The sequence below is a fragment of the Confluentibacter flavum genome (assembly GCF_002843175.1).
GTDB lineage: Bacteria > Bacteroidota > Bacteroidia > Flavobacteriales > Flavobacteriaceae > Confluentibacter > Confluentibacter flavum.
Genome location: NZ_PJEO01000016.1, coordinates 94,021 through 117,777, shown reverse-complemented (window position 1 = coordinate 117,777; position 23,757 = coordinate 94,021). Strand labels below are relative to the sequence as shown.

General features: G+C 34.6%; 23 protein-coding genes. 15 read left to right on the top strand and 8 right to left on the bottom strand.

The genetic code is table 11. The annotated features are described in order from the left end of the window. Nucleotides 1-73 precede the first annotated feature (73 nt). From CSW08_RS05660 to pth, 3 genes are all read left to right on the top strand, one after another. Entirely contained in the window at nt 74-1,015 is a 942-nt protein-coding gene (locus CSW08_RS05660; RefSeq protein ID WP_106658935.1) for a ribose-phosphate pyrophosphokinase, read from the top strand. A 69-nt stretch (nt 1,016-1,084) separates the two neighbouring features. Next, nucleotides 1,085-1,738 carry a 50S ribosomal protein L25/general stress protein Ctc gene (locus CSW08_RS05655; RefSeq protein ID WP_106658934.1) on the top strand — a complete coding sequence of 218 codons (654 nt, stop codon included), beginning with the start codon at nt 1,085-1,087 and terminating at the stop codon, nt 1,736-1,738. 135 nt (nt 1,739-1,873) lie between these two features. Beyond that, nucleotides 1,874-2,440, top strand: a complete 567-nt coding sequence (gene pth / locus CSW08_RS05650; protein WP_238987205.1) for an aminoacyl-tRNA hydrolase — start codon at nt 1,874-1,876, stop codon at nt 2,438-2,440. A 2-nt stretch (nt 2,441-2,442) separates the two neighbouring features. Here the strand turns inward: pth and CSW08_RS05645 are convergent, their stop codons facing one another. Next, on the bottom strand, nt 2,443-5,211 hold the full coding sequence (locus CSW08_RS05645) for a zinc-dependent metalloprotease (protein WP_106658932.1): 2,769 nt from the start codon (nt 5,209-5,211) through the stop codon (nt 2,443-2,445). 169 nt (nt 5,212-5,380) lie between these two features. Here CSW08_RS05645 and CSW08_RS05640 point away from each other — a divergent pair, with 169 nt between their 5' ends. The 7 genes from CSW08_RS05640 to CSW08_RS05610 all read left to right on the top strand — a co-directional run bounded on the left by CSW08_RS05640 (nt 5,381) and on the right by CSW08_RS05610 (nt 13,562). Next, nucleotides 5,381-6,316: a bifunctional riboflavin kinase/FAD synthetase gene (locus CSW08_RS05640; protein ID WP_106658931.1), complete on the top strand. Its 936-nt coding sequence runs from the start codon at nt 5,381-5,383 to the stop codon at nt 6,314-6,316. 84 nt (nt 6,317-6,400) lie between these two features. Next, a complete protein-coding gene (serS, locus tag CSW08_RS05635; RefSeq protein ID WP_106658930.1) occupies nt 6,401-7,672 on the top strand; it encodes a serine--tRNA ligase in 1,272 nt (423 codons plus the stop codon). Nucleotides 7,673-8,159: 487 nt separating this feature from the next. Next, nucleotides 8,160-9,911 (top strand): tetratricopeptide repeat protein, encoded by a 1,752-nt coding sequence (locus tag CSW08_RS05630; protein ID WP_238987204.1) that lies wholly within the window; start codon nt 8,160-8,162, stop codon nt 9,909-9,911. 73 nt (nt 9,912-9,984) lie between these two features. After that, the gene (locus CSW08_RS05625) at nt 9,985-10,308 is read left to right on the top strand and encodes a DUF4286 family protein (protein WP_106658928.1); all 324 of its coding nucleotides are present in this window, start codon (nt 9,985-9,987) and stop codon (nt 10,306-10,308) included. 68 nt (nt 10,309-10,376) lie between these two features. After that, nucleotides 10,377-11,171, top strand: coding sequence for a 16S rRNA (adenine(1518)-N(6)/adenine(1519)-N(6))-dimethyltransferase RsmA (gene rsmA / locus CSW08_RS05620; protein ID WP_106658927.1), 795 nt, complete (start codon nt 10,377-10,379; stop codon nt 11,169-11,171). 11 nt (nt 11,172-11,182) lie between these two features. Further along, on the top strand, nt 11,183-12,556 hold the full coding sequence (gene mgtE / locus CSW08_RS05615; protein ID WP_106658926.1) for a magnesium transporter: 1,374 nt from the start codon (nt 11,183-11,185) through the stop codon (nt 12,554-12,556). A 70-nt stretch (nt 12,557-12,626) separates the two neighbouring features. Next, nucleotides 12,627-13,562 (top strand): 2-hydroxyacid dehydrogenase, encoded by a 936-nt coding sequence (locus CSW08_RS05610; protein WP_106658925.1) that lies wholly within the window; start codon nt 12,627-12,629, stop codon nt 13,560-13,562. A gap of 239 nt (nt 13,563-13,801) precedes the next feature. On the opposite strand, the gene CSW08_RS05605 is transcribed toward CSW08_RS05610, so the two are convergent. Beyond that, nucleotides 13,802-14,443 (bottom strand): 2OG-Fe(II) oxygenase, encoded by a 642-nt coding sequence (locus tag CSW08_RS05605; protein WP_106658924.1) that lies wholly within the window; start codon nt 14,441-14,443, stop codon nt 13,802-13,804. 118 nt (nt 14,444-14,561) lie between these two features. On the opposite strand from CSW08_RS05605, the gene CSW08_RS05600 reads away from it, so the two are divergent. Together CSW08_RS05600 and CSW08_RS05595 are read left to right on the top strand one after the other, a co-directional pair. After that, nucleotides 14,562-15,014, top strand: coding sequence for a 6-pyruvoyl trahydropterin synthase family protein (locus CSW08_RS05600; protein ID WP_106658923.1), 453 nt, complete (start codon nt 14,562-14,564; stop codon nt 15,012-15,014). Nucleotides 15,015-15,043: 29 nt separating this feature from the next. Further along, complete coding sequence (locus tag CSW08_RS05595; RefSeq protein ID WP_106658922.1) at nt 15,044-15,796, top strand: UDP-2,3-diacylglucosamine diphosphatase; 753 nt, start codon at nt 15,044-15,046, stop codon at nt 15,794-15,796. Here CSW08_RS05595 and CSW08_RS05590 read toward each other — a convergent pair. Genes CSW08_RS05590 through CSW08_RS05580 form a run of 3 tightly spaced genes read right to left on the bottom strand, consistent with a single transcriptional unit; the run spans nt 15,793 to nt 19,235 of the window. Beyond that, nucleotides 15,793-17,061, bottom strand: a complete 1,269-nt coding sequence (locus CSW08_RS05590) for an MFS transporter (protein WP_106659020.1) — start codon at nt 17,059-17,061, stop codon at nt 15,793-15,795. The two genes, CSW08_RS05595 and CSW08_RS05590, sit on opposite strands and share 4 nt — an antisense overlap. Nucleotides 17,062-17,091: 30 nt before the next feature. Then, entirely contained in the window at nt 17,092-18,795 is a 1,704-nt protein-coding gene (gene recJ, locus CSW08_RS05585; RefSeq protein WP_106658921.1) for a single-stranded-DNA-specific exonuclease RecJ, read from the bottom strand. A 17-nt stretch (nt 18,796-18,812) separates the two neighbouring features. Continuing rightward, nucleotides 18,813-19,235, bottom strand: coding sequence for an OsmC family protein (locus CSW08_RS05580; protein WP_106658920.1), 423 nt, complete (start codon nt 19,233-19,235; stop codon nt 18,813-18,815). Nucleotides 19,236-19,515: 280 nt separating this feature from the next. Between CSW08_RS05580 and CSW08_RS05575 the strand changes: the two genes are divergently transcribed. Further along, on the top strand, nt 19,516-19,710 hold the full coding sequence (locus tag CSW08_RS05575) for a hypothetical protein (RefSeq protein WP_106658919.1): 195 nt from the start codon (nt 19,516-19,518) through the stop codon (nt 19,708-19,710). A 328-nt stretch (nt 19,711-20,038) separates the two neighbouring features. Here CSW08_RS05575 and CSW08_RS05570 read toward each other — a convergent pair whose 3' ends face one another. From CSW08_RS05570 to CSW08_RS05560, 3 genes are read right to left on the bottom strand one after another with little or no spacing between them, the layout of a single operon-like run. Then, the gene (locus CSW08_RS05570; RefSeq protein ID WP_106658918.1) at nt 20,039-20,383 is read right to left on the bottom strand and encodes a HopJ type III effector protein; all 345 of its coding nucleotides are present in this window, start codon (nt 20,381-20,383) and stop codon (nt 20,039-20,041) included. A gap of 2 nt (nt 20,384-20,385) precedes the next feature. Continuing rightward, on the bottom strand, nt 20,386-21,060 hold the full coding sequence (gene rsmI, locus CSW08_RS05565; protein ID WP_106658917.1) for a 16S rRNA (cytidine(1402)-2'-O)-methyltransferase: 675 nt from the start codon (nt 21,058-21,060) through the stop codon (nt 20,386-20,388). Nucleotides 21,061-21,063: 3 nt separating this feature from the next. Continuing rightward, nucleotides 21,064-21,798 carry a hypothetical protein gene (locus CSW08_RS05560; RefSeq protein WP_106658916.1) on the bottom strand — a complete coding sequence of 245 codons (735 nt, stop codon included), beginning with the start codon at nt 21,796-21,798 and terminating at the stop codon, nt 21,064-21,066. Between the two features lie 196 nt (nt 21,799-21,994). Between CSW08_RS05560 and CSW08_RS05555 the strand changes: the two genes are divergently transcribed. Beyond that, nucleotides 21,995-22,642, top strand: coding sequence for a thymidine kinase (locus CSW08_RS05555; protein WP_106658915.1), 648 nt, complete (start codon nt 21,995-21,997; stop codon nt 22,640-22,642). Further along, a complete protein-coding gene (gene alr / locus CSW08_RS05550) occupies nt 22,635-23,744 on the top strand; it encodes an alanine racemase (RefSeq protein ID WP_106658914.1) in 1,110 nt (369 codons plus the stop codon). The genes CSW08_RS05555 and alr overlap by 8 nt, the downstream gene beginning before the upstream one ends. The last annotated feature ends 13 nt before the right edge of the window (nt 23,745-23,757 follow it).

Below are 23,757 nucleotides of genomic sequence, written 5' to 3'. Positions count from 1 at the left end.
AAATAAATGTATAAATTTGCACCTCGTTTAAAATCAGGGTAGTCTTTATGGACTACAAAACAACAAGTTAACTATGCCTATCGTTACTACCGAAGCTAAAATTTTTGCTTGTGCCCAAAGTAAAGTGCTTGGTGAAAAAATTGCCAAAGCTTTTGGTGTTACATTAGGTAATGTGATAACGTCCACGTATAGCGACGGCGAGTTTCAACCTTCGTATGAAGAATCCATTCGTGGAACTAGGATATTCATCATAGGATCTACAAATCCAGGTCCCGAAAATTTAATGGAAATGTTGTTGATGATTGATGCCGCTAAACGCGCATCGGCAAGACATATCACAGCGGTTTTACCATATTTTGGTTGGGCAAGACAAGATAGAAAAGATAAACCAAGAGTACCTATTGCGGCTAAATTGGTAGCAAAAATGCTGGAAGCAGCTGGTGCAACACGAATTATAACTATGGATTTGCATGCCGACCAAATTCAAGGGTTTTTTGAAAAACCAGTAGATCATTTATTTGCATCTACTATTTTTCTCCCTTATTTGCAAAGTTTGAAACTTGATAATTTAACCATTGCATCACCAGACATGGGAGGTTCTAAAAGAGCCTACGCCTATTCAAAAGCATTGGAGTGTGATGTTGTTATTTGTTATAAGCAACGGGCCATAGCCAATACCATTTCGCACATGGAGCTTATTGGTGATGTAACGGGGAAAAACGTAGTATTGGTAGACGATATGGTTGATACCGCAGGGACATTAACCAAAGCGGCCGATTTAATGATGGAACGTGGCGCATTAAGTGTTAGAGCTATATGTACACATGCCCTTTTATCTGGCAGTGCTTATGAAAAACTTGAAAAATCAAAACTAGAGGAATTAATCATTACAGATTCTATTCCACTAAAAAAACATAGCGATAAACTTAGGGTTTTAAGTTGTGCTAACTTATTTGCTGATGTAATGCATAAGGTACACCACAATAAATCTATAAGTTCAAAATTTGTCATGTAATCCCCTCCCAACCTCCCCAAAGGGAAGGAGCTAAAAAAGAATAATTATTAATAACTATATATTTTAAAAATGAAATCAATTACAATTAACGGATCTCAAAGAGAAAGCGTGGGCAAAAAAGCAACAAAAGCCTTACGTAATGCTGGTCAGGTTCCTTGCGTATTATACGGAGGAGACACACCAGTTCATTTCTCAGCAAACGAACTAGCGTTCTCTAAACTTGTATACACACCAAATGCGCATACAGTTGTGATTGCTATAGAAAACGGTGAAACCTATAATGCTGTTTTACAAGACATTCAATTTCACCCAGTAACAGACAGAATTCTTCACATAGATTTTTATCAGTTATTTGAAAACAAGGAAATTGCCATGGAAATACCTGTTTTATTTGTAGGTAATTCAAAAGGTGTTAAAAATGGAGGTGTATTGCGTAAAAACTTACGTAGTTTAAGAGTGAAAGCATTACCAGCTAACTTACCAGATTTTATTGAGGCAGATATTACACCTCTTAAAATTGGAAGTAAACTTTATATTACTACTTTAGAAAATGATGCATACAAATTCATGCATCCAGATAATACAGTGGTTTGTTTAGTAAGAAGATCTAGAACTTCAATTGATGAGTTTGAAGAAGAAGAAGCAGAGGCAGCAGCAGAAGCAGCGGCTGAATTAACAGAAGAAGGAGCAGAAACTACAGCAGTAGAAGCTACTCAAGAATAGAGGCAACTCAAATTTAAATGAAAAGGCATCCTGTAATATTCAGGATGCTTTTTTATTTTTACCAATTAAAACATTATGTTTAGGTTTTTAAATAAAGTTTTTAAGAAAAGAAGCTTCATAGCGGACAATGATTCCATGAAAAAATATTTAATAGTAGGTTTGGGAAATATTGGGGACGATTATAAAAACACGCGTCATAATATTGGGTTTAAAGTGTTGGATTATTTCGCCGAACAAGAAGGCTTAATATTTGAAACACAAAAGCTAGGAGATGTGGCTACCTATAAATTAAAAGGGAGAACCTTTATCCTATTAAAACCAAACACCTATATGAATTTGAGTGGAAAAGCGGTGTTATATTGGTTAACAAAAGAACATATTCCGTTAGAAAATTTATTGGTTATTACAGACGATTTAAATTTGCCTTTTGGAAGTATTCGCCTTAAAACCAAAGGCAGCGATGGCGGACATAACGGGTTAAAGGATATTCAAGAGAAACTGAATACCATAAATTATAACCGATTTAGATTTGGTATTAGCGATGTTTTTAGCAAAGGAAAACAAGTAGATTATGTTTTAGGGGAATGGACAGAAGAAGAAACCAAAAACCTTAAAGAGCGATTGGATAAATCTGTAGAACTAGTTAAATCTTTTGCGCTTGCTGGCGTAAATAATGCCATGAATGTCTTTAATGGTAAATAAAATTACTCAATAATAATTTTTTGTTTGGTTGCAATATTTCCGTCATTAACAGTCAATACATACATTCCCGATTGAAGTCCCATTGGTTTTATTTCTTCTCTGAAAACACCTCCTAAATTAGCGTGAACGCTACTAAATACCAATCGGCCTCTAATATCAAATAGCGCCATAGTAACATCGTTATTGGTTTCAGAATTGAAAGCCACCCAAAAATTACCGTTATTAGGATTTGGGAACACCTTTATACCAATAATAGTTTCTTCAATAAAGGGGTTTGTTAACGTATCGGTTTGAGTACAAATATCTAAAGACCATGAATTTAAGGTTCCGCTATCTCCAATACCTAAATCTTTCACATTAATTTTCCAACCACCTGCTGCATCCAACCCATTAAAAACATCCAATAATTCAGTAGGGGCATAGGTGTTTCCTGCTCCAGTAGAATTGCAGTTTATATTATTTGTCCAATCTTCAAAGGTCATCACAATATTACTTTGGGAAGAACAATTTCTGTTCCACAGCTTGGAAGCTGCTGTTCCGTTTGGATGTGTTACGGTTACCACTAAGTCTTCTACATACGTATGGGATATATTCACATTGACCGTCACGTCGCTAATAACACCAGAATCCAGAACATTTATGGTATGATTAGCTTCTTGACTGTCGCTTACAGGTAAATTCAAATTTAAAGCAGAATCATAGGTTGGTGGGCAAGTGGTGCTTACCGTATAATTAATAGCAAATTCTTCGTCATTTACTGCATAAAAAATATTGTTTACAGGTTCTATCATGATTCTACAACGAGGCGCATATATAAAAGGCACACTAATATTTTGGCTGCCATCATTAGGGGTATTTGCAACTAATATGGTTGGAAATGTTAAACCACCATCGGTTGATAAAAGGATGTTTACATTCGCAGCATTAACAGGGCCAACATTGGAATTGGCAACATCCCAGGTAATCGTTTCAATGGTTCCTGGAGTTAAGTTCAAATTTGTAACATTTTGAGAGGTCACTTTAAAGGAGCCGGAACTAGCATTTACTGTAATACTCATGGTATCATAACTTGTTTGGCCATTTTGAACAACGGTTAAGGGGTCTCTATCACGAACCGTTAACGCCCAATTAAGGGTTCTTGAGACTGAAGATACCGATTCCCATGCGCTTCCAATAGTTGGATTAGTTTCGGTTAATTTTCCGTTAAGCACGCTTTTAAGGGTTGGAATATACCTATCAGGTGATGTAGTTGGTGGTAAAGAACGATTGATGGAGCCAGAAGTTAAACTTGAACTAAAATTGGAACTAGTAACAACGCCATTATCAATTTGTTCCCAAGAATAAGTCAGGTTGTCACCACTATCACTATCAGTGGCAATTCCTTTTAAAATATAAGCAGTGCCTTGAGGAATGGTATAATTATCTCCAGCATTCGCTATTGGGGAACTGTTGGAAATCGCAGTAGTTGTTTGGCAACTTTTGGTACTTAAATTATCTAATATTTGTTTGATGCTTTGGTAATGAAAATAAGGGTCGCTATTTAACTGAACGTCATCCAAATCAGTAACACCGGCATACGCCATAATAGTGCTGCCGCTTCCTGGTTCAGATTGCACGCCAGAGCCTTCATTTTCAAAAGCAAAGGTATGACTAGCCCCCATTTGATGCCCAATTTCATGAACCACAAAATCTAAATCAAAGGTGTCTCCTTCCGGAACATCATTTGCTGGAGATGTGAATCCAGCTCCTTTGTTTTTATCTGTTGTTGAAGCTGTATCATTGGTACAAACACAACCAATACATCCTGCATTTCCACCTCCGCCAGTTGCCCCAAATAAATGGCCAATATCATAGGCAACATTTCCAATAGTGCTGGTTAAGTTATTTTGTAATTGAAGACTCCAACCGCTTGCATTGTTGAAATTATCTTCATGAGAACCAATATCAGCATCAGAGTATGGATCTGTAACAGCATCTGTATAAATTAATTCTGGAGCATTTACAAGTTCGAAAGTAACAGCCATATCGGTCTCAAAAATGTCATTCACCCTAGTTAAAGTAGCATTGATACCAGCAAGCGCATCAGCAACCGTTCCACCAAAATAATTCGTGTATTCTCCCGTAACAGAAATAGCTATTCTAAATTTTTGAAGGGTTTGGTTATTCGCGCCACCTTCATTAATCGTTGTTTTTGAATTTCCACTATTTTTATTAAGGGATTCGTTTAAGTCATCAATAGTTAGACATTCAAATGTATTAACGCTATTATTTTTAGAGTCTTTGCTGTATAAAATGTATTGGTTGGAATTTCTAGCAGTTGGCTCCATAAAAATAGTTGGTTTACCTACATAAGAAATCATGGTTTTAATACCTAGATGAGAGATACTCATTCGTATTCTGGTATTGGGGTTTTCAAGACTGTAACCAACATACGATTTAATATCAGGAAATTTTTCAGCTAATTCTGGAGAAAATACAGAAGCTTCAAAAATATTGAATGATTCTAATTCGCCTTCATGCCCTGGAATCGTTACAATCGTGTTGTTTCGTTTCGTTTTAGCAGTTCTTCGTGACGCTCCCGCTATGGATTGTTTCAGCGAAACATCATTTAGTTCAAAATACTCAACTCTGTTTTCGTTTAAATGATATTTAGAAATCTTTTCAGAATCCTTAACATTTTGTAATTTTTTCCAAGAAGAATTTTGTGCTATAACTGAAAAGGCAAACAAAAACATTGCTATTGAAAAAACATAATGTAGTTTTGCTTTCATAAGTAGAAATTATTTTTTTTTCATAGGTCATATGGTATCGCCTTCTATTTACTGGTGTTTTTTAAAATGTTTATTAATGGCGATTTCATAAAAATAATTAGGGCAATTTTTTTAACCTTTGTCAAACAAATCTAATTTTTTTAATTCAGATTAGCAATTTATTCTTTACATGGGAATTCTTCAAAATATTAAAACTTATAACTCTAAAGAACCAACAGTAGTAACCATAGGCACGTTTGATGGGGTTCATGTAGGACATCAAAAAATAATTAAACGTTTAGTGAATGCTGGCATTAATAGTGATTTAAAATCAGTTATCCTTACTTTTTTCCCGCATCCGCGAATGGTTTTACAAAAAGACACAGGGATAAAACTTATTAACACCATTGACGAGCGCAGCGAGATTTTAAACTCGTTAGGTCTTGATTTTTTGTTGGTTAAAAAATTTACCAAGGAATTTTCTAGGCTTTCGGCAGAAGATTTTGTAAAGAAAATTTTGGTGGACAAACTAAACGCCAAAAAGGTGATTATTGGTTACGATCATAGATTTGGAAGAAACCGAAATGCCAATTTTGAAGATTTAAAACTGTTTGGGGAAAAATATGCTTTTGAAGTTGAGGAAATTTCAGCGAAAGATATTAACGACGTGTCGGTTAGCTCTACAAAAATAAGAACCGCTTTAAACGAAGGAAACATTATCAAAGCAAACTCATTTTTAGGCTATAATTTCATGCTTACTGGCACTGTGGCCAAAGGAAAAGGTTTGGGCAAACAATTAGGGTTTCCTACGGCAAATATAATTATTGAAGAAGCCTATAAACTCATTCCTAAATACGGGTCTTATGTTGTAAGTTCCCTAGTTAATGAACAATTAGTTTACGGTATGATGAATATTGGCATGAACCCAACTGTTAATGGAGAAACAGAAAGCATAGAGGTTCATTTCTTTAATTTTGACGACAATATTTACAACAAAAAAATTCAGATTAATTTGTTGAATCGCATTCGTGACGAACAAAAATTTGAGTCGGTTGAGGCTTTAAAAAATCAATTACTAAAAGACAAACAAGCATCGCTTAAATATATTCAGTCTCAAGACAGTTAACTACAATATCTATGCTATTTTACATTTAAAATAAGACCAATTATAATCGCAATTCATTAAATTTGTCGCTTAAAAATTCAATAGATGTTACAAGTTCCTTTTATAAGAGAGAATAAAGATTTGGTAATTGCTGGGTTAGCAAAAAGAAATATAGACGCTACAAGCATCATTAATCAAGTCATTTCCTTAGATGAAGATAGAAGACGTATTCAAACCGAATTAGATAATACTTTAGCAGAATCAAACGCCCTATCAAAAGAAATAGGCATTTTTTACAAATCTGGAGAAACACAAAAAGCCACTATTTTAAAAGAAAAAACCGGCCAGTTAAAGGATGTTTCAAAAGAACTTAACGATTCGCTTAATAATAAAGTTGATGAATTAAACCAATTACTTTATAAAATACCAAACGTTCCAAATAGCATTGTTCCTAAAGGAAGTTCAGAAACAGATAATGAAGAAGTGTATAGAGAAGGAGATATTCCTGTTCTGTACGATGGCGCTCAACCACATTGGGAACTGGCAAAAAAGTATGATATTATAGATTTTGAACTTGGTAATAAAATTACAGGTGCAGGGTTTCCTGTTTACAAAGGCAAAGGAGCCAAATTACAACGCGCCTTAATCACCTATTTTTTAGATAAAAATACAGCAGCAGGGTATACGGAATATCAATTACCACATTTGGTAAACGAAGCATCAGGTTTTGGTACGGGTCAGTTGCCAGATAAAGAAGGGCAAATGTATCATGTTACCGAAGACAATTTGTATTTAATACCAACGGCAGAAGTGCCTGGAACCAATATTTTTAGGGATGTATTGCTTAATGAAAGCGACTTGCCAATTGGTATTACAGGCTACACACCATGTTTCCGCCGTGAGGCAGGAAGTTATGGCGCGCATGTAAGAGGATTGAACAGATTGCATCAATTTGATAAGGTTGAAATTATACGAGTTGAGCACCCTGATAATTCGTATAATGCATTAGATGTGATGATTGAACATGTAAAAGACATTTTAAAAGAACTTAAATTGCCATACAGAATTTTAAGATTGTGTGGTGGGGATACCTCATTTGCATCAGCTTTGACATACGACTTTGAAGTGTTTTCTACAGCGCAAGATAGATGGTTGGAGATTTCATCAGTATCAAACTTTGAAACATTCCAAGCCAATCGTTTAAAATTACGCTTTAAAAATAGCGAGGGTAAAAATGAATTGGCACATACACTTAACGGAAGTTCGTTAGCGCTTCCAAGGGTATTGGCCGGTATTTTGGAAAATTATCAAACCGAAAAAGGCATCGTTATACCAGACGTTTTACAACCTTACACAGGTTTTAAAATAATTAATTAATCAACCTAAAAAAGGAACATAAATCTTACATATATTAATTATAAAACCGTGTTTTAACGATTAAGTGCGCTTTATTGACGTTATTTAACGATTATTCTTAATTTTTCTTGGAGTTTTAAAAGATATTTCTCAAGTTAGCTGAACCAAATCTATACAAGCCTACTAACCATGAAAAATCTTAAGCGAATTATCCTTTTAATTACATTAATTTTCTTCGCTAGCAAGGTTTTATTTTCAGATTTTGAAATCACTAAAACTGAAAATAAAATAACTGCAATTGTAAGTAAATAATAAGTTTATTAGAAGATTGTCCCCAATCGATTCATGCTATCGTTTTTAATAATGATGGATAAATAGTTAATAGACATTTATTTTGATTGGTTAGTGCCCGAATTTTATTCGGGCATTTTTTATAAAAAGATTCACAATTTCTACAAACCACATTTCATATCTTTACAACATGAGGGTTATTTTAATAATATTTTTAATGATATGTTGTACCAATGCATTTTCGCAAAATGATGCCTTGGCTAACGAGTATTATAAAAATGGTGATTTCGAGAAAGCATTATTGGAATATAAAAAACTATATGCGCAATCGCCTTCAAACATTAATTATATAAGCCAAATAGTGTCGACGCATCAACAGTTAGAACAGTATGACGCATCGGAAACATTTTTGTTGAAACTATTGGAAAGATTAAATTATCCTGCTTTTTTTGTTGAACTGGGGTATAATTATCAGTTAAAAAACGATTTACAAAACGCAACCAATTATTACAACCAAGCACTGTCAAGCATAGATACAAACGTTAACAATGTTTTTTCAATAGCAAGAAGTTTTCAAAGCCACTCGCTTTTGAGCGAAACCATTGCTGCATACGAAAAAGCAATGGTTTTAAAACCAGATTTAAATTTTCAATTGCAATTGGCTCAAATATATGGAGAGCAAGGTAACATAGAAAAAATGTTTACTAGTTATATAGATTTTGCCAAAAGTAATCAAGCAGCTTTAAGTATAATAAAACGATCTATCAATGATTTTATAAGTGAAAACAGTACTAATGAAAATAATGTATTACTAAGAAAAATTTTACTTAAAAACCTGCAACAAGACCAAGATTTGATTTGGAACGATTTATTAAGTTGGTTGTTCATTCAACAAAAAGAATTTGGCAAAGCATTTATTCAAGAAAAAGCTATTTTTAATAGACAACCAGAAAGTCTAAATAGAATTGAAGAATTGGCTCAAATAGCCCTAAGTGAAAATGAAAACGATATTGCTAAAGAGATTCTATCTTATATTATTGATACCGCACAAGACACAGATACTTTGCTTAATGCGCACTATAACTTACTTCAACTGGAAACCGAAATCAGCTCAAAAAGCAATTTTCAAACCATTAATAATCAATATTTAGAGTTATTTAAAAAGTTTGGAACCTATGCCCAAACATTAAATCTTCAAATTGCCTATGGTCATTTTTTAGCGTTTTATATGAACGAAACCGATAAAGCCATTGTGTTTTTAGAGAAAACTTTAGAACTTCCACTAACCGAATTAGAAAAAGCAGAAGTCAAGTTAGAGTTAGGAGATATTCTTGTTTTACAGGAAAATTTCAATAAAGCTTTAATTTATTACACACAAATTCAACGCAACTTAAAAAACAGCACCATTTCTCAAGAAGCCCGGTTTAAAGTTGCCAAAGCGAGTTATTATAAGGGCGATTTTAAATGGGCAGAATCCCAGCTTAAAATATTAAAAGCTTCAACGTCGCAACTTATTGCCAATGACGCATTGGATTTAAAATTACTTATTTCGGATTATAAATATGAAGATTCACTCCAAACGGCGTTAAAGCTTTATTCAAAATCCGATTTATTAGCATTTCAAAACAGAAATGATGAAGCTATTTCGCTTTTAGAAAAAATATTGCAAGAACATAAAACAGAGCCAATCGTGGCACAAGCCTTATTTAAACAAGCACAACTATTTGAAATTAAACAAGAATTCACAAAAGCAGAAGCCAATTACACTGCCCTTATAGATAATTATAGTGACGGTATTTTAATCGATAATGCTTATTTTGCTCTGGCAGAATTGTATGAAAACCATTTAAACCAGCCTGAAAAAGCAAAAGCATTATACGAAAAAATTATTTTTAACCATCAAGATAGTATCTACTTTGTTGAGGCTCGAAAAAAATATAGGGCTTTACGGGGGGATGCTATTAATTAGATTTTTTAGACAATTAGATTCTTAGATAGTTAGAACCAACACCCAGAACCCTATACCTAAAACCCAACACCCAATGATCATATACAACGTAACATCAAATATAGACGAAACCATTCACGATGAATGGCTTATATGGATTAAAGAACATATACCACAAGTATTAGCAACCGGAAAGTTTGAAAAAGCAACCCTCACCAAAGTTTTGGTTGATGAGGAGATGGGAGGCGTTACCTATTCTGTTCAGTATAAATCCTATTCACGGGAAGCGTTAGATGCTTTTTATAGAGAGGATGCTCCTGCTTTTAGAGCTGAAATTTCAAAAAAATTTGGAGACAAAATGTTGGCATTTAGAACCGAGCTGGAAATTTTAGATGAATATTCGGTGACGTTCAAATAGCTTTTGTCATTCCTGCTGAGGTTGGAATCCATTTTAAAATGTAATTTAGCATATAAATTCGTGAATCCGTGGCACACAACCCCAATCAACATCAAGTAAAAGCCAAAAAGTATTTAGGGCAACATTTTCTGAATGATGAAAGCATTGCAGAAAAAATTGCTGACACCTTATCTTTTGAAAACTATAAATCAGTTTTGGAAATTGGCCCAGGAATGGGTGTTTTAACAAAGTATTTATTAGAAAAAGATGTTACCACGCATGTCATTGAGATAGACCCAGAATCTGTTGAATACCTTAAAGCAAATTATCTTAGTCTGGCGTCCAGAATCATAGAAAAAGATTTTTTAAAGTACGATTTAAACCTTGTTTTTAAAGGACAACCTTTCGCTGTTATTGGAAACTTTCCCTATAATATTTCAACACAAATCGTTTTTAAAGTCTTGGAAATGAGAGATCAAATTCCAGAGTTTTCCGGGATGTTTCAAAAAGAAGTCGCAGAACGCATTTGCTCTAAAGAAGGAAGTAAAGTGTATGGTATCTTATCGGTTCTAACCCAAGCGTTTTACAAGGCAGAGTATTTATTTACGGTGCCACCAACAGTATTCTCTCCACCACCAAAAGTAGATTCTGGCGTTTTAAGACTGACACGAAAAGAGGATTATTCATTGCCCTGCGATGTCGGATTATTTTTTAAGGTTGTAAAAGCAGCATTTCAACAACGAAGAAAAACAATTCGTAACAGTTTAAAAACATTCAATTTAAGTGATAATTTAAGAGAAGATAGTATCTTTGACAAGCGTCCGGAACAGTTAAGTGTTCAGCAATTTCTAGAGCTTACAACACGTATTGAAAAGGATGTTTAAAACGATTCAATTTGTCGGAAGAAAAAGATAATATACAATTCGAGCTTACCAATGAACTCATTCAACAAGTTGAGCAACTTATCGAAACCAAAAAAGATAAGGAACTCAAAAAGTTATTAGATGACTTTCATCACGCCGATATTGCCGAAATTTTAGATGAACTTAATCTAGAAGAGGCTGTCTATATCATTAAGTTACTGGATTCTGAAACGACCTCAGACATCTTAATGGAACTTGATGAAGATAACAGGGAAAAGGTTTTAAGAAATCTGTCTTCAAAAGAAATTGCCGAAGAAATTGAAGAGTTGGATACCGATGATGCAGCCGATATCATTTCTGAACTTTCTGAAGAACGTCAGCAAGAAGTTATTTCACATATTGAGGACGAAGAGCATAAAGCCGAAATCCGTGAGCTGTTAGCTTATGACGAAGATACCGCGGGTGGACTCATGGCAAAAGAGTTGGTTAAGGTTTACGAAACCTGGACCGTTGCTGGATGTATGAGAAGAATACGGGGACAAGCCAAAGAAGTCACCCGAGTACACTCTATTTATGTGGTCAATAAAAAAAATAAATTGGTGGGTCGTCTCTCTTTAAAAGACCTTATAGTTGCCAAAAGTGATCAAAAAATTGCCGAGATTTATATTCCTAGTGTCGATTATGTAAATGTTCATGATGATGTTGAAGACGTTGCAAGAGTCATGGCTAAATACGATTTGGAAGCCATCCCTGTAGTAGACGCAAACATGATTTTATTAGGAAGAATTACCATTGATGACATTGTGGATGTCATGAAAGAAGAAGCCGAAAAAGATTATCAATTAGCAGCAGGTATTACTGCCGATGTAGAAGCCGATGATACTATTTGGGAACTCACAAAAGCACGTTTGCCTTGGTTGCTTATTGGTATGTTTGGGGGTATAGGAGCCGCAAGTATTATTAACGGGTTTAGCGATGCTATGCTAAAATTTCCAGCACTTTTAATGTTTATTCCGTTAATACAAGCAACCGCAGGAAATGTAGGCGTACAATCTTCCGCCATTATAGTGCAAGGTTTGGCTAACGATTCTATTGATGGCAGTATTTTAAAACGCCTCCTAAAAGAATTTTTATTAGGCTTGGTAAACGGACTTGCCATTGCATTTATAGTATTAATCATTAGCCACTTCGTATTTCAAACAACTTATTTAGAGTCTTTAACCATATGTGTAGCCCTCATTTCGGTTATCATTATGGCAGCATTGGTAGGCACCTTTATACCTATATTTTTAGACAAACGTGGTATAGATGCCGCCGTAGCCACAGGGCCATTTATTACCACGAGTAACGATGTGTTTGGTATATTAATGTACTTTTTAATTGCTAAGGCTATTTTAGGGTTTTAATTTTCTCCCTCAAACAGAATTTGCTTCAGTATCTCATAATAGTTATATTTGGTTTTTGAAATTGCATCACATGAAAATCCTTCACCTAGATACCAATCACGAGCTTTTAATCAATCAACTAAACGATTTAGGGTTTATCAATCATCAAGATTACACATCTTCAAAAGAAGCTATTGAAGCAAAAATATCAGACTATGATGGGATTGTTTTAAGAAGTAGATTTACCATAGATAAACAATTTCTGGATGCTGCCAAAAACCTAAAATTTATTGCGCGTGTTGGCGCAGGATTAGAAAATATTGATGGTGATTATGCCAAAACAAAAGGCGTTGAGTTGATTGCAGCACCAGAAGGAAATAGAAATGCCGTTGGCGAACACGCTCTGGGCATGTTATTATCGCTTTTTAATAAACTTAATAAGGCTGATGCTGAAGTGCGGCAAGGCAAATGGTCGCGCGAAGACAATCGTGGTGTGGAATTGGATGGAAAAACCGTGGGTATTATTGGCTATGGCAATACGGGGAAAGCCTTTGCTAAAAAATTAAAAGGCTTTGATGTTTCCGTATTGTGCTATGATATTTTAGAGAAAGTTGCCGATGACAATGCCAAACAAGTGTCACTTCAAGAATTACAAGAACAAGCAGATGTGGTAAGTTTACATACGCCACAAACGCCCTTAACGTTGCATATGATTCATGCAGATTTTATTAATCAATTTAAAAACCCATTTTGGTTTATTAATACGGCACGTGGTAAAAGTGTGGTGACAGCAGATTTGGTTTCCGCATTAAAATCCGAGAAAATATTGGGTGCTGGATTAGATGTTTTAGAATATGAAAAAACATCGTTTGAAGCATTGTTTTCTTCTGAAATGCCAGAAGCTTTTCAATATTTAATAAATGCACAAAATGTTATTTTATCCCCACACGTAGCGGGGTGGACCTTAGAAAGTAAAGAAAAATTGGCTCAAACCATTGTAGATAAAATTAAGGCTAAGTTTTGTTAACTTTGTTTCTTATAAACTAAATGTCAGGGCGAGTGATTTTCAGTAGAATCCCGATAGCTATCGGGAGTATCGAGACCTATTTAAAATAAAGAGTTGATTCTAAACAAAAAATGTAAAAGCAAATTTAATACAAGTAATTTATGGATATTTTAAGTTTTATAAGTGGTAACGGCCTTTTTCTTTTATTAGGGATCGTGTTAATTGTTGTTTATTTTATGAACCGAAGAAAAAGAAAATAATTATCTGGTTTTTAACCAACCTGTAATACTTAACCGTTCAGTGTTTACAGGTCTTACTTCGTGTTCGATAATCTGACTTTCAAAAATAACCACACGACCAGGAAAAGGATAAATAATTTTTTCGGTTTCTTCACCATTCTCGTTTAAATACAAGACCAATTCGCCACCATTTTCTGGTAACCAGCCATCTTCATTTAAATAGCAAACAAACGATAATTTTCGTCTGTCGTCATTTTGAAAGGTATCAATATGCCGTTTGTAAAAAGTGCCTTTGGGATATAAAGCATAATGGAATTCTTTATGTAAAATACCCAAAAAACAGGTTTTATTAAGATAGTTTATTAGGCTATTTATTTTATTGAAGAACAATAGTTCAGAGGCATCTGCCTTGGCCTCTTCCATCCATAAAATCACATCGCCTCGAATCGACCTTACAACGGTTTCTTCAAAACGATTGCCAATAGCTGCTTTTTTAAAAGCATTCTCTTCATGTTTTTTAAGTAAAGATTGCCTTAAAATAGTAACGTCTTCCGTAGAAAAAAAATCTTCAACAATGCTATATTTCTTTGATAAGATATCAGAAATAATAGCTTCATAAAGTGGATTTTCAACAAACTCAATATCCTCAAAAAGATGACTCATAATTTATAAAATTAAGCAGTTCGCCATCAAATAATAAATGCCAAATAGTCGCCAAATGTAATCTAAAAACAAATTGCTTTTACAAAATGAATATCTTTGCGAAATAAATACCATTTTAATGAGTAACATACGCATTACAAAACAATTTTCTTTTGAAACTGGGCATGCCCTTTATGGTTACGACGGTAAGTGTAAAAATGTGCATGGGCATAGTTATAAACTTTCAGTAACTGTTATAGGAACGCCCATTACAGATACCACACATGTAAAATTTGGGATGGTGATTGATTTTAGCGATTTAAAAAAAATCGTCAAAGAAGAGATTGTAGATGTATTCGACCATGCGACCGTTTTTAATAAAAACACCCCTCATGTAGAACTTGCTAAAGAATTGAAAAACAGGGGGCACAATGTGCTATTGGTAAATTACCAACCAACCAGCGAAATGATGGTGATTGATTTTTCAAATAAAATATCTAAACGCTTACCTAGTCATATAAAATTACATTCATTAAAGCTTCAAGAAACCGAAACATCGTTTGCCGAATGGTATGCGTCAGATAATGCTTAACGCAAAAAAACATTTTCTATATTTACATCATGCAAATACCTAAAGGCAAGAAAATATACTTTGCATCCGATAATCATTTAGGAGCTCCAACCACAGAAGCTTCACGTCCGCGTGAAAAAAAGTTTGTAGCGTGGTTAGATACCATAAAGGATGATGCGGCTGCTATTTTCCTTTTAGGGGACTTATTCGATTTTTGGTTTGAATATAAAAAAGTAGTGCCAAAAGGGTTTACCAGAACCTTGGGCAAATTGGCAGAAATTAGCGATTCTGGAATCCCAATCTACTATTTTGTTGGTAATCATGATTTATGGATGCACGGTTATTTTGAAGAAGAACTTAACATCCCCGTTTACCATAAACCAAAAGAATTCACGTTTAATGACAAGGTTTTCTTTATTGGTCATGGCGACGGTTTAGGTCCTGGGGACAAAGGGTACAAGCGCATGAAAAAAGTATTTACCAATCCGTTTTTTAGATGGGTGTTTCGATGGGCCCATCCAGATATTGGTATGCGTATTGCGCAATACTTATCAGTAAAAAACAAATTGATTTCGGGTGAAGACGATGCCGCCTTTTTAGGCGAAGATAATGAGTGGTTGGTACAGTACAGCAAAAAGAAATTGGAAAACAAACACCGAGATTATTTTGTGTTTGGCCACCGCCATTTGCCTTTAGAAATTCAATTAAATGACACATCAAAATACATCAACCTTGGTGATTGGATAACTTATTACACTTTCGGTGTTTTTGATGGGGAGAATTTTGAGTTGGAGACCTTTTAGCTTTCCCTTTGATGTTCCTCAATATCTTTAGTTAAATCCAGTTTTCTAAAGGAAGGTGATGCAATGCCTGTCGTTAAAACGGTGATTAACGTCATCGTACCTCCAAAAACCACAGCATTAACGGTTCCAAAAAGTTTTGCGGTTAAGCCACTTTCAAAAGCGCCCAATTCATTTGAAGACCCCACAAACATAGAATTTACCGATGACACACGTCCACGCATATGGTCTGGGGTTTTAATTTGTAAAATCGTTTGACGCACCACCATAGATACACCATCGGTTACACCGCTAAAAAACAAGGCAACGACCGAAATCGAAAACACAGATGATACTCCAAAAACAATAATACTAAGGCCAAAGCCAAAAACCGCAACTAACAGTTTCATCCCCGCATTCTTACTAATAGGTATGTAGGCCGTAATGAGCAAGGTTATAAAAGCACCAACAGCGGGGGCGGCACGTAATATACCAAATCCTTCACTACCAACTTTTAAAATATCTTGTGCAAAAATGGGCAAAAGGGCGATGGCGCCTCCAAACAAAACGGCAACCATATCCAAGGTCATGGCTCCTAAAATGGCCTTGGTTTTAAAAACAAAACGCACGCCTTCTTTTAAACTTTCAATCACGGGTTCTCCAATTTTAGGATTTAAAATGGGCTTGCGTTTTATTTGAAATAAAATAAGAAGTGATAAAAGGACTAAGCCAAAAATAATGCAAAGTGACCAGTGAACACCTATCCATCCAATAGAAAACCCTCCAAAAGCAGGCCCTAAAACCGATGCCATTTGCCATGTAGAACTGTTCCAGGTGGCGGCATTTGGATAGGCTCTTTTTGGGACAATTAAAGCAATTAAAGAAAAGATGGTTGGACCGAAAAAGGAACGTAAAAACCCACCAAAAAAAACGAGTGCGTAAATGCTGTATAAAATGGTTTTTGTAGACCAATCTGCGACTATTTTAGGCCAAGTAAGTAAAAATAAACCTAAACTGATTAATGAAAAAGCAGCAATGCATAAGGCTAAAAGATTTCGTTTTTCTTTCTGATCTACAATGTGGCCAGCAAATAATGCCATGGTAAAAGCTGGGATTATTTCCATTAAACCAATCATGCCTAAAGATAGAGGATCTTTAGTTAAAGAATATACTTGCCATTCTATAACAATAAACTGCATGGACCAGCCAAATATCAGAACAAATCTAACCAATAAAAAAATATTAAATTCTTTAAAGCGTAGTGCTGCGTAAGGATCTGTTTTTGCCATATACATCCTAAAGATTAGGAACCTTATAGTTTAAGAGATTTGTTGTGTTTCGACATCTCTTAATTTTAATTGTAAAGACACATTCCCTTGCCATTCATTTTCATCAATGGAATAAACGGCTTTAAATGATTTTTTTTCAGAAATGACAGCTACTTTCTCTCCCATTCCAAAACCGATGGCGACAAAACTATTGGATTGAGGTTGCGTTACAGTGATTCTTAAATGGGTTTTGTCTTCACCAACACATTTGCCAAAACCAGTGTCTTTTAAGTTTTCGGTCATAAAAACAGGCGTCATGTTTTCTGGACCAAAAGGCGCAAATTGTTTTAGAACTCTATAAAACTTAGGTGTGATATCTTCTAAATTTATTTGGGTATCTATTTTAATTTCGGGAATTAATAAGTTTCTATCGATTGTTTTAAAAACTTCATCTTCAAAAGCTTGTTTAAAAGCCTCGTAGTTTTCTTCTTTAAGGGTTAATCCGGCAGCATATTTATGGCCGCCAAATTGTTCAATATATTCGCTACAATTTTCCAAGGCATTGTAAATGTCAAAATCCCTTACGGAACGCGCCGAAGCAGCTAGTTTGTCGCCACTTTTGGTGAAGACCAAAGTAGGGCGGTAGTAGGTTTCGGTTAATCTAGAAGCCACAATACCAATAACACCTTTATGCCAGTTTTCGTTATAAACAACAGTAGTAAGGCGTTCCTGTTCTTTTTGTTCTTCAATTTGTTTAAGAGCTTCTTGTGTAATGAGTTTATCGGTTTCACGGCGGTCTAAATTATAAGTGTTAATTCCTAAGGCTTGTTTGGCGGCTAAAGTGGCATCTTCTTCAGTCAATAATGCTACGGCAAAATTACCGTGTTCCATACGGCCGGCCGCATTGATTCTGGGCGCTATAATAAAAACAACATCGGTAATAGTGAGTTCTGATTTTTCAATCTGATTTAAAATGGCTTTAATTCCGGGTCTTGGGTTTGTATTTATTACTTCCAAACCAAAATAAGCCAACGTTCTGTTTTCTCCAGTAATGGGGACAATATCGGCACCAATGGCGGTGGCAACTAAATCTAAATATTTGGTTAAATCTTCTGCTGTTTTACCTTCTTTTAAAGCCAAGGCTTGAATGAGTTTAAAACCAACACCACAACCGCATAATTCTTTATAAGGATAATTACAATCTTCTCGTTTTGGGTCTAAAACAGCAATAGCATTTGGGAGTTCAGCAGATGGACGGTGGTGATCGCAAATAATAAAGTCGATTCCTAATTTTTTGGCATAATCTACTTTTTCAATGGCTTTAATACCGCAATCTAACGCAATAATAAGCGAGAAATCATTTTCCAAAGCAAAGTCGATTCCTTTGTATGAAACACCATAACCTTCATCATATCTGTTTGGAATATAGGTGTAAACCAGCGGATGGATGGTTTTTAAATAGGAAGACATTAAGGCAACGGCCGTAGTGCCATCTACATCATAATCACCATACACCAAAATATTTTCTTTGTTTGCAATCGCTTTTTCAATGCGTTCAACAGCCTTATCCATATCTTTCATTAAGAATGGATCGTGTAAATCACTTAAACTCGGACGGAAAAACCGTTTAGCATCTTCATAGGTTTCTATGCCACGCTGTAATAACAAGGTAGCAATCACATCATCGACTTGAAGCGATGTTTTTAAATCTGCCAATTTTGTGGCATCTGGTTTTGGCTTAAGTGTCCAGCGCATAATTCTTAGTAGAAAACTTATTTTTTATGAAAATGGGTTTCTACATTCAATTCAGAAAACTGACGGAACATTTCCATAACCCCACAATATTTTTCTACTGATAGATCAACGGCACGTTGTAATTTTTTTTCATTTAAATCACTTCCTGAAAAATGAAAATGCACACCAACTTTGTGGTAATATTTTGGGTCTTCTTCGGTAAGGTCTGCATCGATTTCAATTTTAAAATCATCAACATCCAGTTTCATTTTTTTTATAAGTGATGCTACATCTAAGCCAGAACAGCCAGCCAATGCTGAAAGCATCAAGGCTTTTGGCCTGTAGCCTTCGGCTTGTTCCCCATTTTCTGGAGTGGCTTCAATATATAGTTTGTTTCCAGAAGGGTTTGTGCTTTCGAACTTCATCCCGCCCAACCAGGTTGTTGTAATATGATTTATCATGTTAGAATTCTTTACGATTTATAATACAAAATTACGGATTAATTTATTATTAGTCGTTTGTGATTTGGTTTCTTATCTAAGCTTTGGAAGGTTGGGGTTTTGCCACGAATGCACTAAATAATATTTTACAAAATTAGTAAGTTTTTTCATTAAAAAAATTATTGTCCTTTTAAATTAATAGCTCTTGATATACCTTAGTTTCAAAATATCTAATGAAGACGGTTCATGTCTTAAACCATTTGGAAAGACAGATTTACATTAAATAAAAATATCAGAAATAATGGAAACATATTTAAACATTATAGCATTGGCATTTATGTTCAAATCAATTGGAATTAAAAATATTCTGCAAATTATTTTATTAAGAATTTCATACCCAAAAGCAACTATTAAACAGATTGAAAGTTATGCTAAAAAGACTAAATTCAATTATAAAATTTGGCTAGGAAGAAAAAATAAAATTGAAAAACCTTGAATTATTTTTAGATTACATACAGCTCACAATAGCTTATAAATAAAACTATAATTTGTCATTGATGATTAATACAGATGTTAAAATACTATCAAAATTAAAAGGAAAATATTTCCATAAAAGCATTCAGTGTATAGCAATTGCTGTTGTTTTTATTGTAGGTTTATTGCTTTTCTTATTATTTATCATATTGATAAATTGATAAAAATTCTTCAAGTTTTATGATGTTATTGATTTCTTTTGCGGCAGTGGAGGATTTCTAATGAAGTTATAAAGATGTCTTCAATTAATGATTTGATATTTGGAGGCTCCCCTTGTCAAGCTTAAAACATTACTTCTCTCTAAGAGGCATACTATCAAACACCAACCCTTCAAACCCCGTTTTCATAAAGTTTCTAATATTTTGATGGCTGTTACCATTTGGGTCGTTTAATACATCTTCAAAATAGTATTTACCAAAACATGCTAAAGTTTCGTTTTTAGTAAAACCTTGTAGTTTAGTAAATGCCAATAATTTACAAGAACCCGAATTCTCACCTGCTTTATTATATAACTCGCCATTTTTAAACCCAATAGGGATGAACTCGTAATGAGATTCAATAATGTTTATGGTTTCATTAAACTCGATGGCTTCAGGAGAGTGTTTTAATTTACTTAGGAATGTTTCTAATGTCATAATTATTTATTTTTTCCAGAAACACAAATCACAATCTCCCCTTTTGGAGGCCTATTGGTATAATACTCTAAAACCTCTTTGGCTGTGCCGCGGATGGTTTCTTCGTATAATTTGGTAAGTTCTCTAGAAACAGACACTTGTCTGTCTTCGCCAAAAAACTCACAAAAATGGGCCAAAGTTTTAACTAATTTATGCGGACTTTCATAAAAAATAATGGTTCTGGTTTCTTCAGCAAGTAATTGCAATCGCGTTTGCCGTCCTTTTTTTACGGGCAAAAAGCCTTCAAAAACAAATTTGTCGTTTGGCAATCCTGAATTCACTAAGGCAGGTACAAAGGCCGTCGCTCCTGGCAAACAGTCTACTTCAATATCGTTTTCTATACAGGCACGGGTTAATAGAAATCCGGGATCGGATATAGCTGGTGTCCCAGCATCGCTGATTAAAGCGACGGTGGTGCCGCTTTTTAATTTATTAATTAAATTTTCAATCGTTTTATGCTCATTGTGCATGTGGTGCGATTGCATGTGTGTGGAAATTTCAAAATGCTTTAAAAGCTTTCCAGAGGTTCGGGTATCTTCCGCAAGAATTAAATCAACCTCTTTTAAAATTTCCAATGCCCGAAGTGTGATGTCCTTTAAATTTCCAATTGGCGTTGGTACGATATAAAGTTTACCCATTATTTAAAACTTACTTTCAATAATACCCATAAAACGTTCTTCAAACTCTTCTTTGCCTGTCCAATTGTTATAATCGGGTTTTACAATATTTTGAATGAAATTAGAGGCTTCTTCTAAAGAATCAAAGGTGTTTAACTGTGATAGTACACGCTCATAATCTTCATGTTTACTATTGAATAAATGTTTAATAAAGGCAATTTTATCGTTAAGGCCAATGTTCATGCCGCCAATTTTTAGCTTATCATTTAAAGATTTTTTATCCAAGCCGTTTTGTGCTTTTGAAACAGGTTCAAAAATGGGCATATTTCTAAAGTCGGCAGTAATATCATCAAAATCGTTTTTTAAATGGGCTTTTTTTTGAGTAAGGGATTCTAGTATGGCATCAACGTCTTCTGGTTTATCAGGCATTTGCGAAACCATGTCTTTAATGGTTTCCATACCTCGTTCCATAATATTATCATCTTCAACCTCATCAAGATTAATATAAATTTTGTCTTCAATTTCAATAGAGTCGCTTATTTTGTTGTTAAAAGATTCATCTAGCATATCAAAAAACGAGGTATCGCTGCCAATAGTGGGCATGTCTTCTTCAAAATTTTCATGGGCAAACTTTAAAACCGATAGTTTTTCAAAGAGCACTTTGGCCTCATCATGCATTTTAATAACATCTTCCTTTCCTTTTAATTTAAGAATTCTGTGTGCAATACTAACAAGCTCAGATTCCAGCTTCTTTTTCATTTGTTTTTTATTTATTGTTTTTTATGGTCATATCCTACATCCATACTCTTTTGCAACCAATATGCTAATTCGAGTAATGGATGTTTCATTATTTTTAATTTTTAAATTAATGCTATTTGGGCTTTTGATTTTTAATAAATTTATGTCACCTTTATACGAACGAAAAAAGGCTTTGTTTTAGTGTTAAAATTACGAAATGTTTCTTGAAAATACGGTAAATCATAAAGAACAATTTGGGTGGATTGAAGTTATCTGTGGTTCCATGTTTTCTGGAAAAACGGAAGAATTAATCCGCAGGCTCAAACGTGCACAATTTGCGAAACAAAAAGTTGAGATTTTTAAACCTGCTATTGATGTACGTTATAACGAAGACAAAGTGGTGTCGCATGATGCCAACGAAATACGTTCGACAGCAGTTCCCGCAGCGGCAAACATCCCTATTCTAGCCGACGGTTGTGATGTCGTGGGCATTGATGAAGCCCAGTTTTTTGATGATGAAATTGTTCGTGTTTGTAACGATTTGGCCAATAAAGGCGTGCGTGTTATCGTTGCTGGATTGGATATGGATTTTAAAGGAAACCCATTTGGGCCCATGCCTAATTTAATGGCTACGGCCGATTATGTTACTAAAGTACACGCGGTTTGTACTAGAACGGGCAATTTAGCACAGTATAGTTATAGAAAATCTAAAAACGACAACTTGGTGCTTTTAGGAGAAACCGATGAATATGAGCCTTTAAGCAGAGCCGCTTTTTATAAAGCCATGATGCGTGACAAAGTAAGAAACATGAAAGTGAACGACCCAGAAGAAATCTTGAATAAACCTAAAGATACGAATGCCTAAAGCACAAGAAACCGTTTTAGAAATAGATTTAAACGCCCTAAAACATAATTTTGAGCACCTTAAATCCAAACTTAAAGATAATACCAAAGTTTTAGCGGTTGTTAAAGCGTTTGCTTACGGAAGTGATGCTTGCAAAATAGCTAAATATTTAGAAACCTTAGACGTTGATTATTTTGCGGTTGCCTACACGAATGAAGGCGTTGCGTTAAGACAAGCTGGTGTTACTAAACCTATTTTGGTACTACATCCCATAGCCATTAATTTTAAAACTTTAATAGCATATTGTTTGGAGCCAAATTTATACAGTTCCAAAATTTTAGAAACATTTATTGAAGTAGCTACGCAAGAAAATCAAACCAATTATCCTGTTCATATAAAATTCAACACTGGATTGAACCGATTGGGTTTTGATGAAAGAGATATAGATTTTATTGCCAATACATTAAAGGAAACTTCTGGTATAAAAGTCAAATCTTTGTTCTCTCATTTAGCCGCAAGCGAAGATTTGAACGAAAGAGAATTTACGTTAAACCAAATCAATACATTTAAACAATATTCAGAAAAGCTTATTAATTTAATGGGATATGCTCCTATTCGCCATATGTGCAATACCTCGGGAATTTTAAATTATCCAGAGGCACATTTTGATATGGTTAGAACAGGCATCGGATTGTATGGTTTTGGGAATTCTGAAAAGGAAAGCAAAAATCTTAAACCCATTGCCACATTAAAAACCATAATTTCGCAAATTCATACTATTGAAAAAGGAGAATCTGTTGGCTATAATAGAGCGTTTAAAAGTAAATCTTTGCTGAAGACGGCTACACTTCCAATTGGTCATGCCGATGGTATTAGTAGAATATATGGTAAAGGCAAAGGGTTTGTTACCATCAATGGGAAAAAAGCCCCCATTGTAGGCAATGTGTGCATGGACATGATTATGGTGAACATCACCAATATTGAATGTGAAGAAGGTGATGAGGTTATTGTGTTTGGACCAGAACATAATACAGCTGAATCTTTAGCGGAATCTGCCAGTACTATTTCTTACGAACTTATAACTTCTATTTCTCAAAGAGTTAAACGTATTTTGTTAAAATAATAACATTAACATT

What these genes read in the sequence shown, in the direction of transcription:
- CSW08_RS05660 (WP_106658935.1), top strand. Translation starts at nt 74, where the DNA reads ATGCCTATCGTTACTACCGAAGCTAAAATTTTTGCTTGTGCCCAAAGT.
- CSW08_RS05655 (WP_106658934.1), top strand. Translation starts at nt 1,085, where the DNA reads ATGAAATCAATTACAATTAACGGATCTCAAAGAGAAAGCGTGGGCAAA.
- pth (WP_238987205.1), top strand. Translation starts at nt 1,874, where the DNA reads ATGAAAAAATATTTAATAGTAGGTTTGGGAAATATTGGGGACGATTAT.
- CSW08_RS05645 (WP_106658932.1), bottom strand. Translation starts at nt 5,211, where the DNA reads ATGAAAGCAAAACTACATTATGTTTTTTCAATAGCAATGTTTTTGTTT.
- CSW08_RS05640 (WP_106658931.1), top strand. Translation starts at nt 5,381, where the DNA reads ATGGGAATTCTTCAAAATATTAAAACTTATAACTCTAAAGAACCAACA.
- serS (WP_106658930.1), top strand. Translation starts at nt 6,401, where the DNA reads ATGTTACAAGTTCCTTTTATAAGAGAGAATAAAGATTTGGTAATTGCT.
- CSW08_RS05630 (WP_238987204.1), top strand. Translation starts at nt 8,160, where the DNA reads ATGATATGTTGTACCAATGCATTTTCGCAAAATGATGCCTTGGCTAAC.
- CSW08_RS05625 (WP_106658928.1), top strand. Translation starts at nt 9,985, where the DNA reads ATGATCATATACAACGTAACATCAAATATAGACGAAACCATTCACGAT.
- CSW08_RS05610 (WP_106658925.1), top strand. Translation starts at nt 12,627, where the DNA reads ATGAAAATCCTTCACCTAGATACCAATCACGAGCTTTTAATCAATCAA.
- CSW08_RS05605 (WP_106658924.1), bottom strand. Translation starts at nt 14,443, where the DNA reads ATGAGTCATCTTTTTGAGGATATTGAGTTTGTTGAAAATCCACTTTAT.
- CSW08_RS05600 (WP_106658923.1), top strand. Translation starts at nt 14,562, where the DNA reads ATGAGTAACATACGCATTACAAAACAATTTTCTTTTGAAACTGGGCAT.
- CSW08_RS05595 (WP_106658922.1), top strand. Translation starts at nt 15,044, where the DNA reads ATGCAAATACCTAAAGGCAAGAAAATATACTTTGCATCCGATAATCAT.
- CSW08_RS05590 (WP_106659020.1), bottom strand. Translation starts at nt 17,061, where the DNA reads ATGGCAAAAACAGATCCTTACGCAGCACTACGCTTTAAAGAATTTAAT.
- recJ (WP_106658921.1), bottom strand. Translation starts at nt 18,795, where the DNA reads ATGCGCTGGACACTTAAGCCAAAACCAGATGCCACAAAATTGGCAGAT.
- CSW08_RS05580 (WP_106658920.1), bottom strand. Translation starts at nt 19,235, where the DNA reads ATGATAAATCATATTACAACAACCTGGTTGGGCGGGATGAAGTTCGAA.
- CSW08_RS05575 (WP_106658919.1), top strand. Translation starts at nt 19,516, where the DNA reads ATGGAAACATATTTAAACATTATAGCATTGGCATTTATGTTCAAATCA.
- CSW08_RS05570 (WP_106658918.1), bottom strand. Translation starts at nt 20,383, where the DNA reads ATGACATTAGAAACATTCCTAAGTAAATTAAAACACTCTCCTGAAGCC.
- rsmI (WP_106658917.1), bottom strand. Translation starts at nt 21,060, where the DNA reads ATGGGTAAACTTTATATCGTACCAACGCCAATTGGAAATTTAAAGGAC.
- CSW08_RS05560 (WP_106658916.1), bottom strand. Translation starts at nt 21,798, where the DNA reads ATGAAAAAGAAGCTGGAATCTGAGCTTGTTAGTATTGCACACAGAATT.
- CSW08_RS05555 (WP_106658915.1), top strand. Translation starts at nt 21,995, where the DNA reads ATGTTTCTTGAAAATACGGTAAATCATAAAGAACAATTTGGGTGGATT.
- alr (WP_106658914.1), top strand. Translation starts at nt 22,635, where the DNA reads ATGCCTAAAGCACAAGAAACCGTTTTAGAAATAGATTTAAACGCCCTA.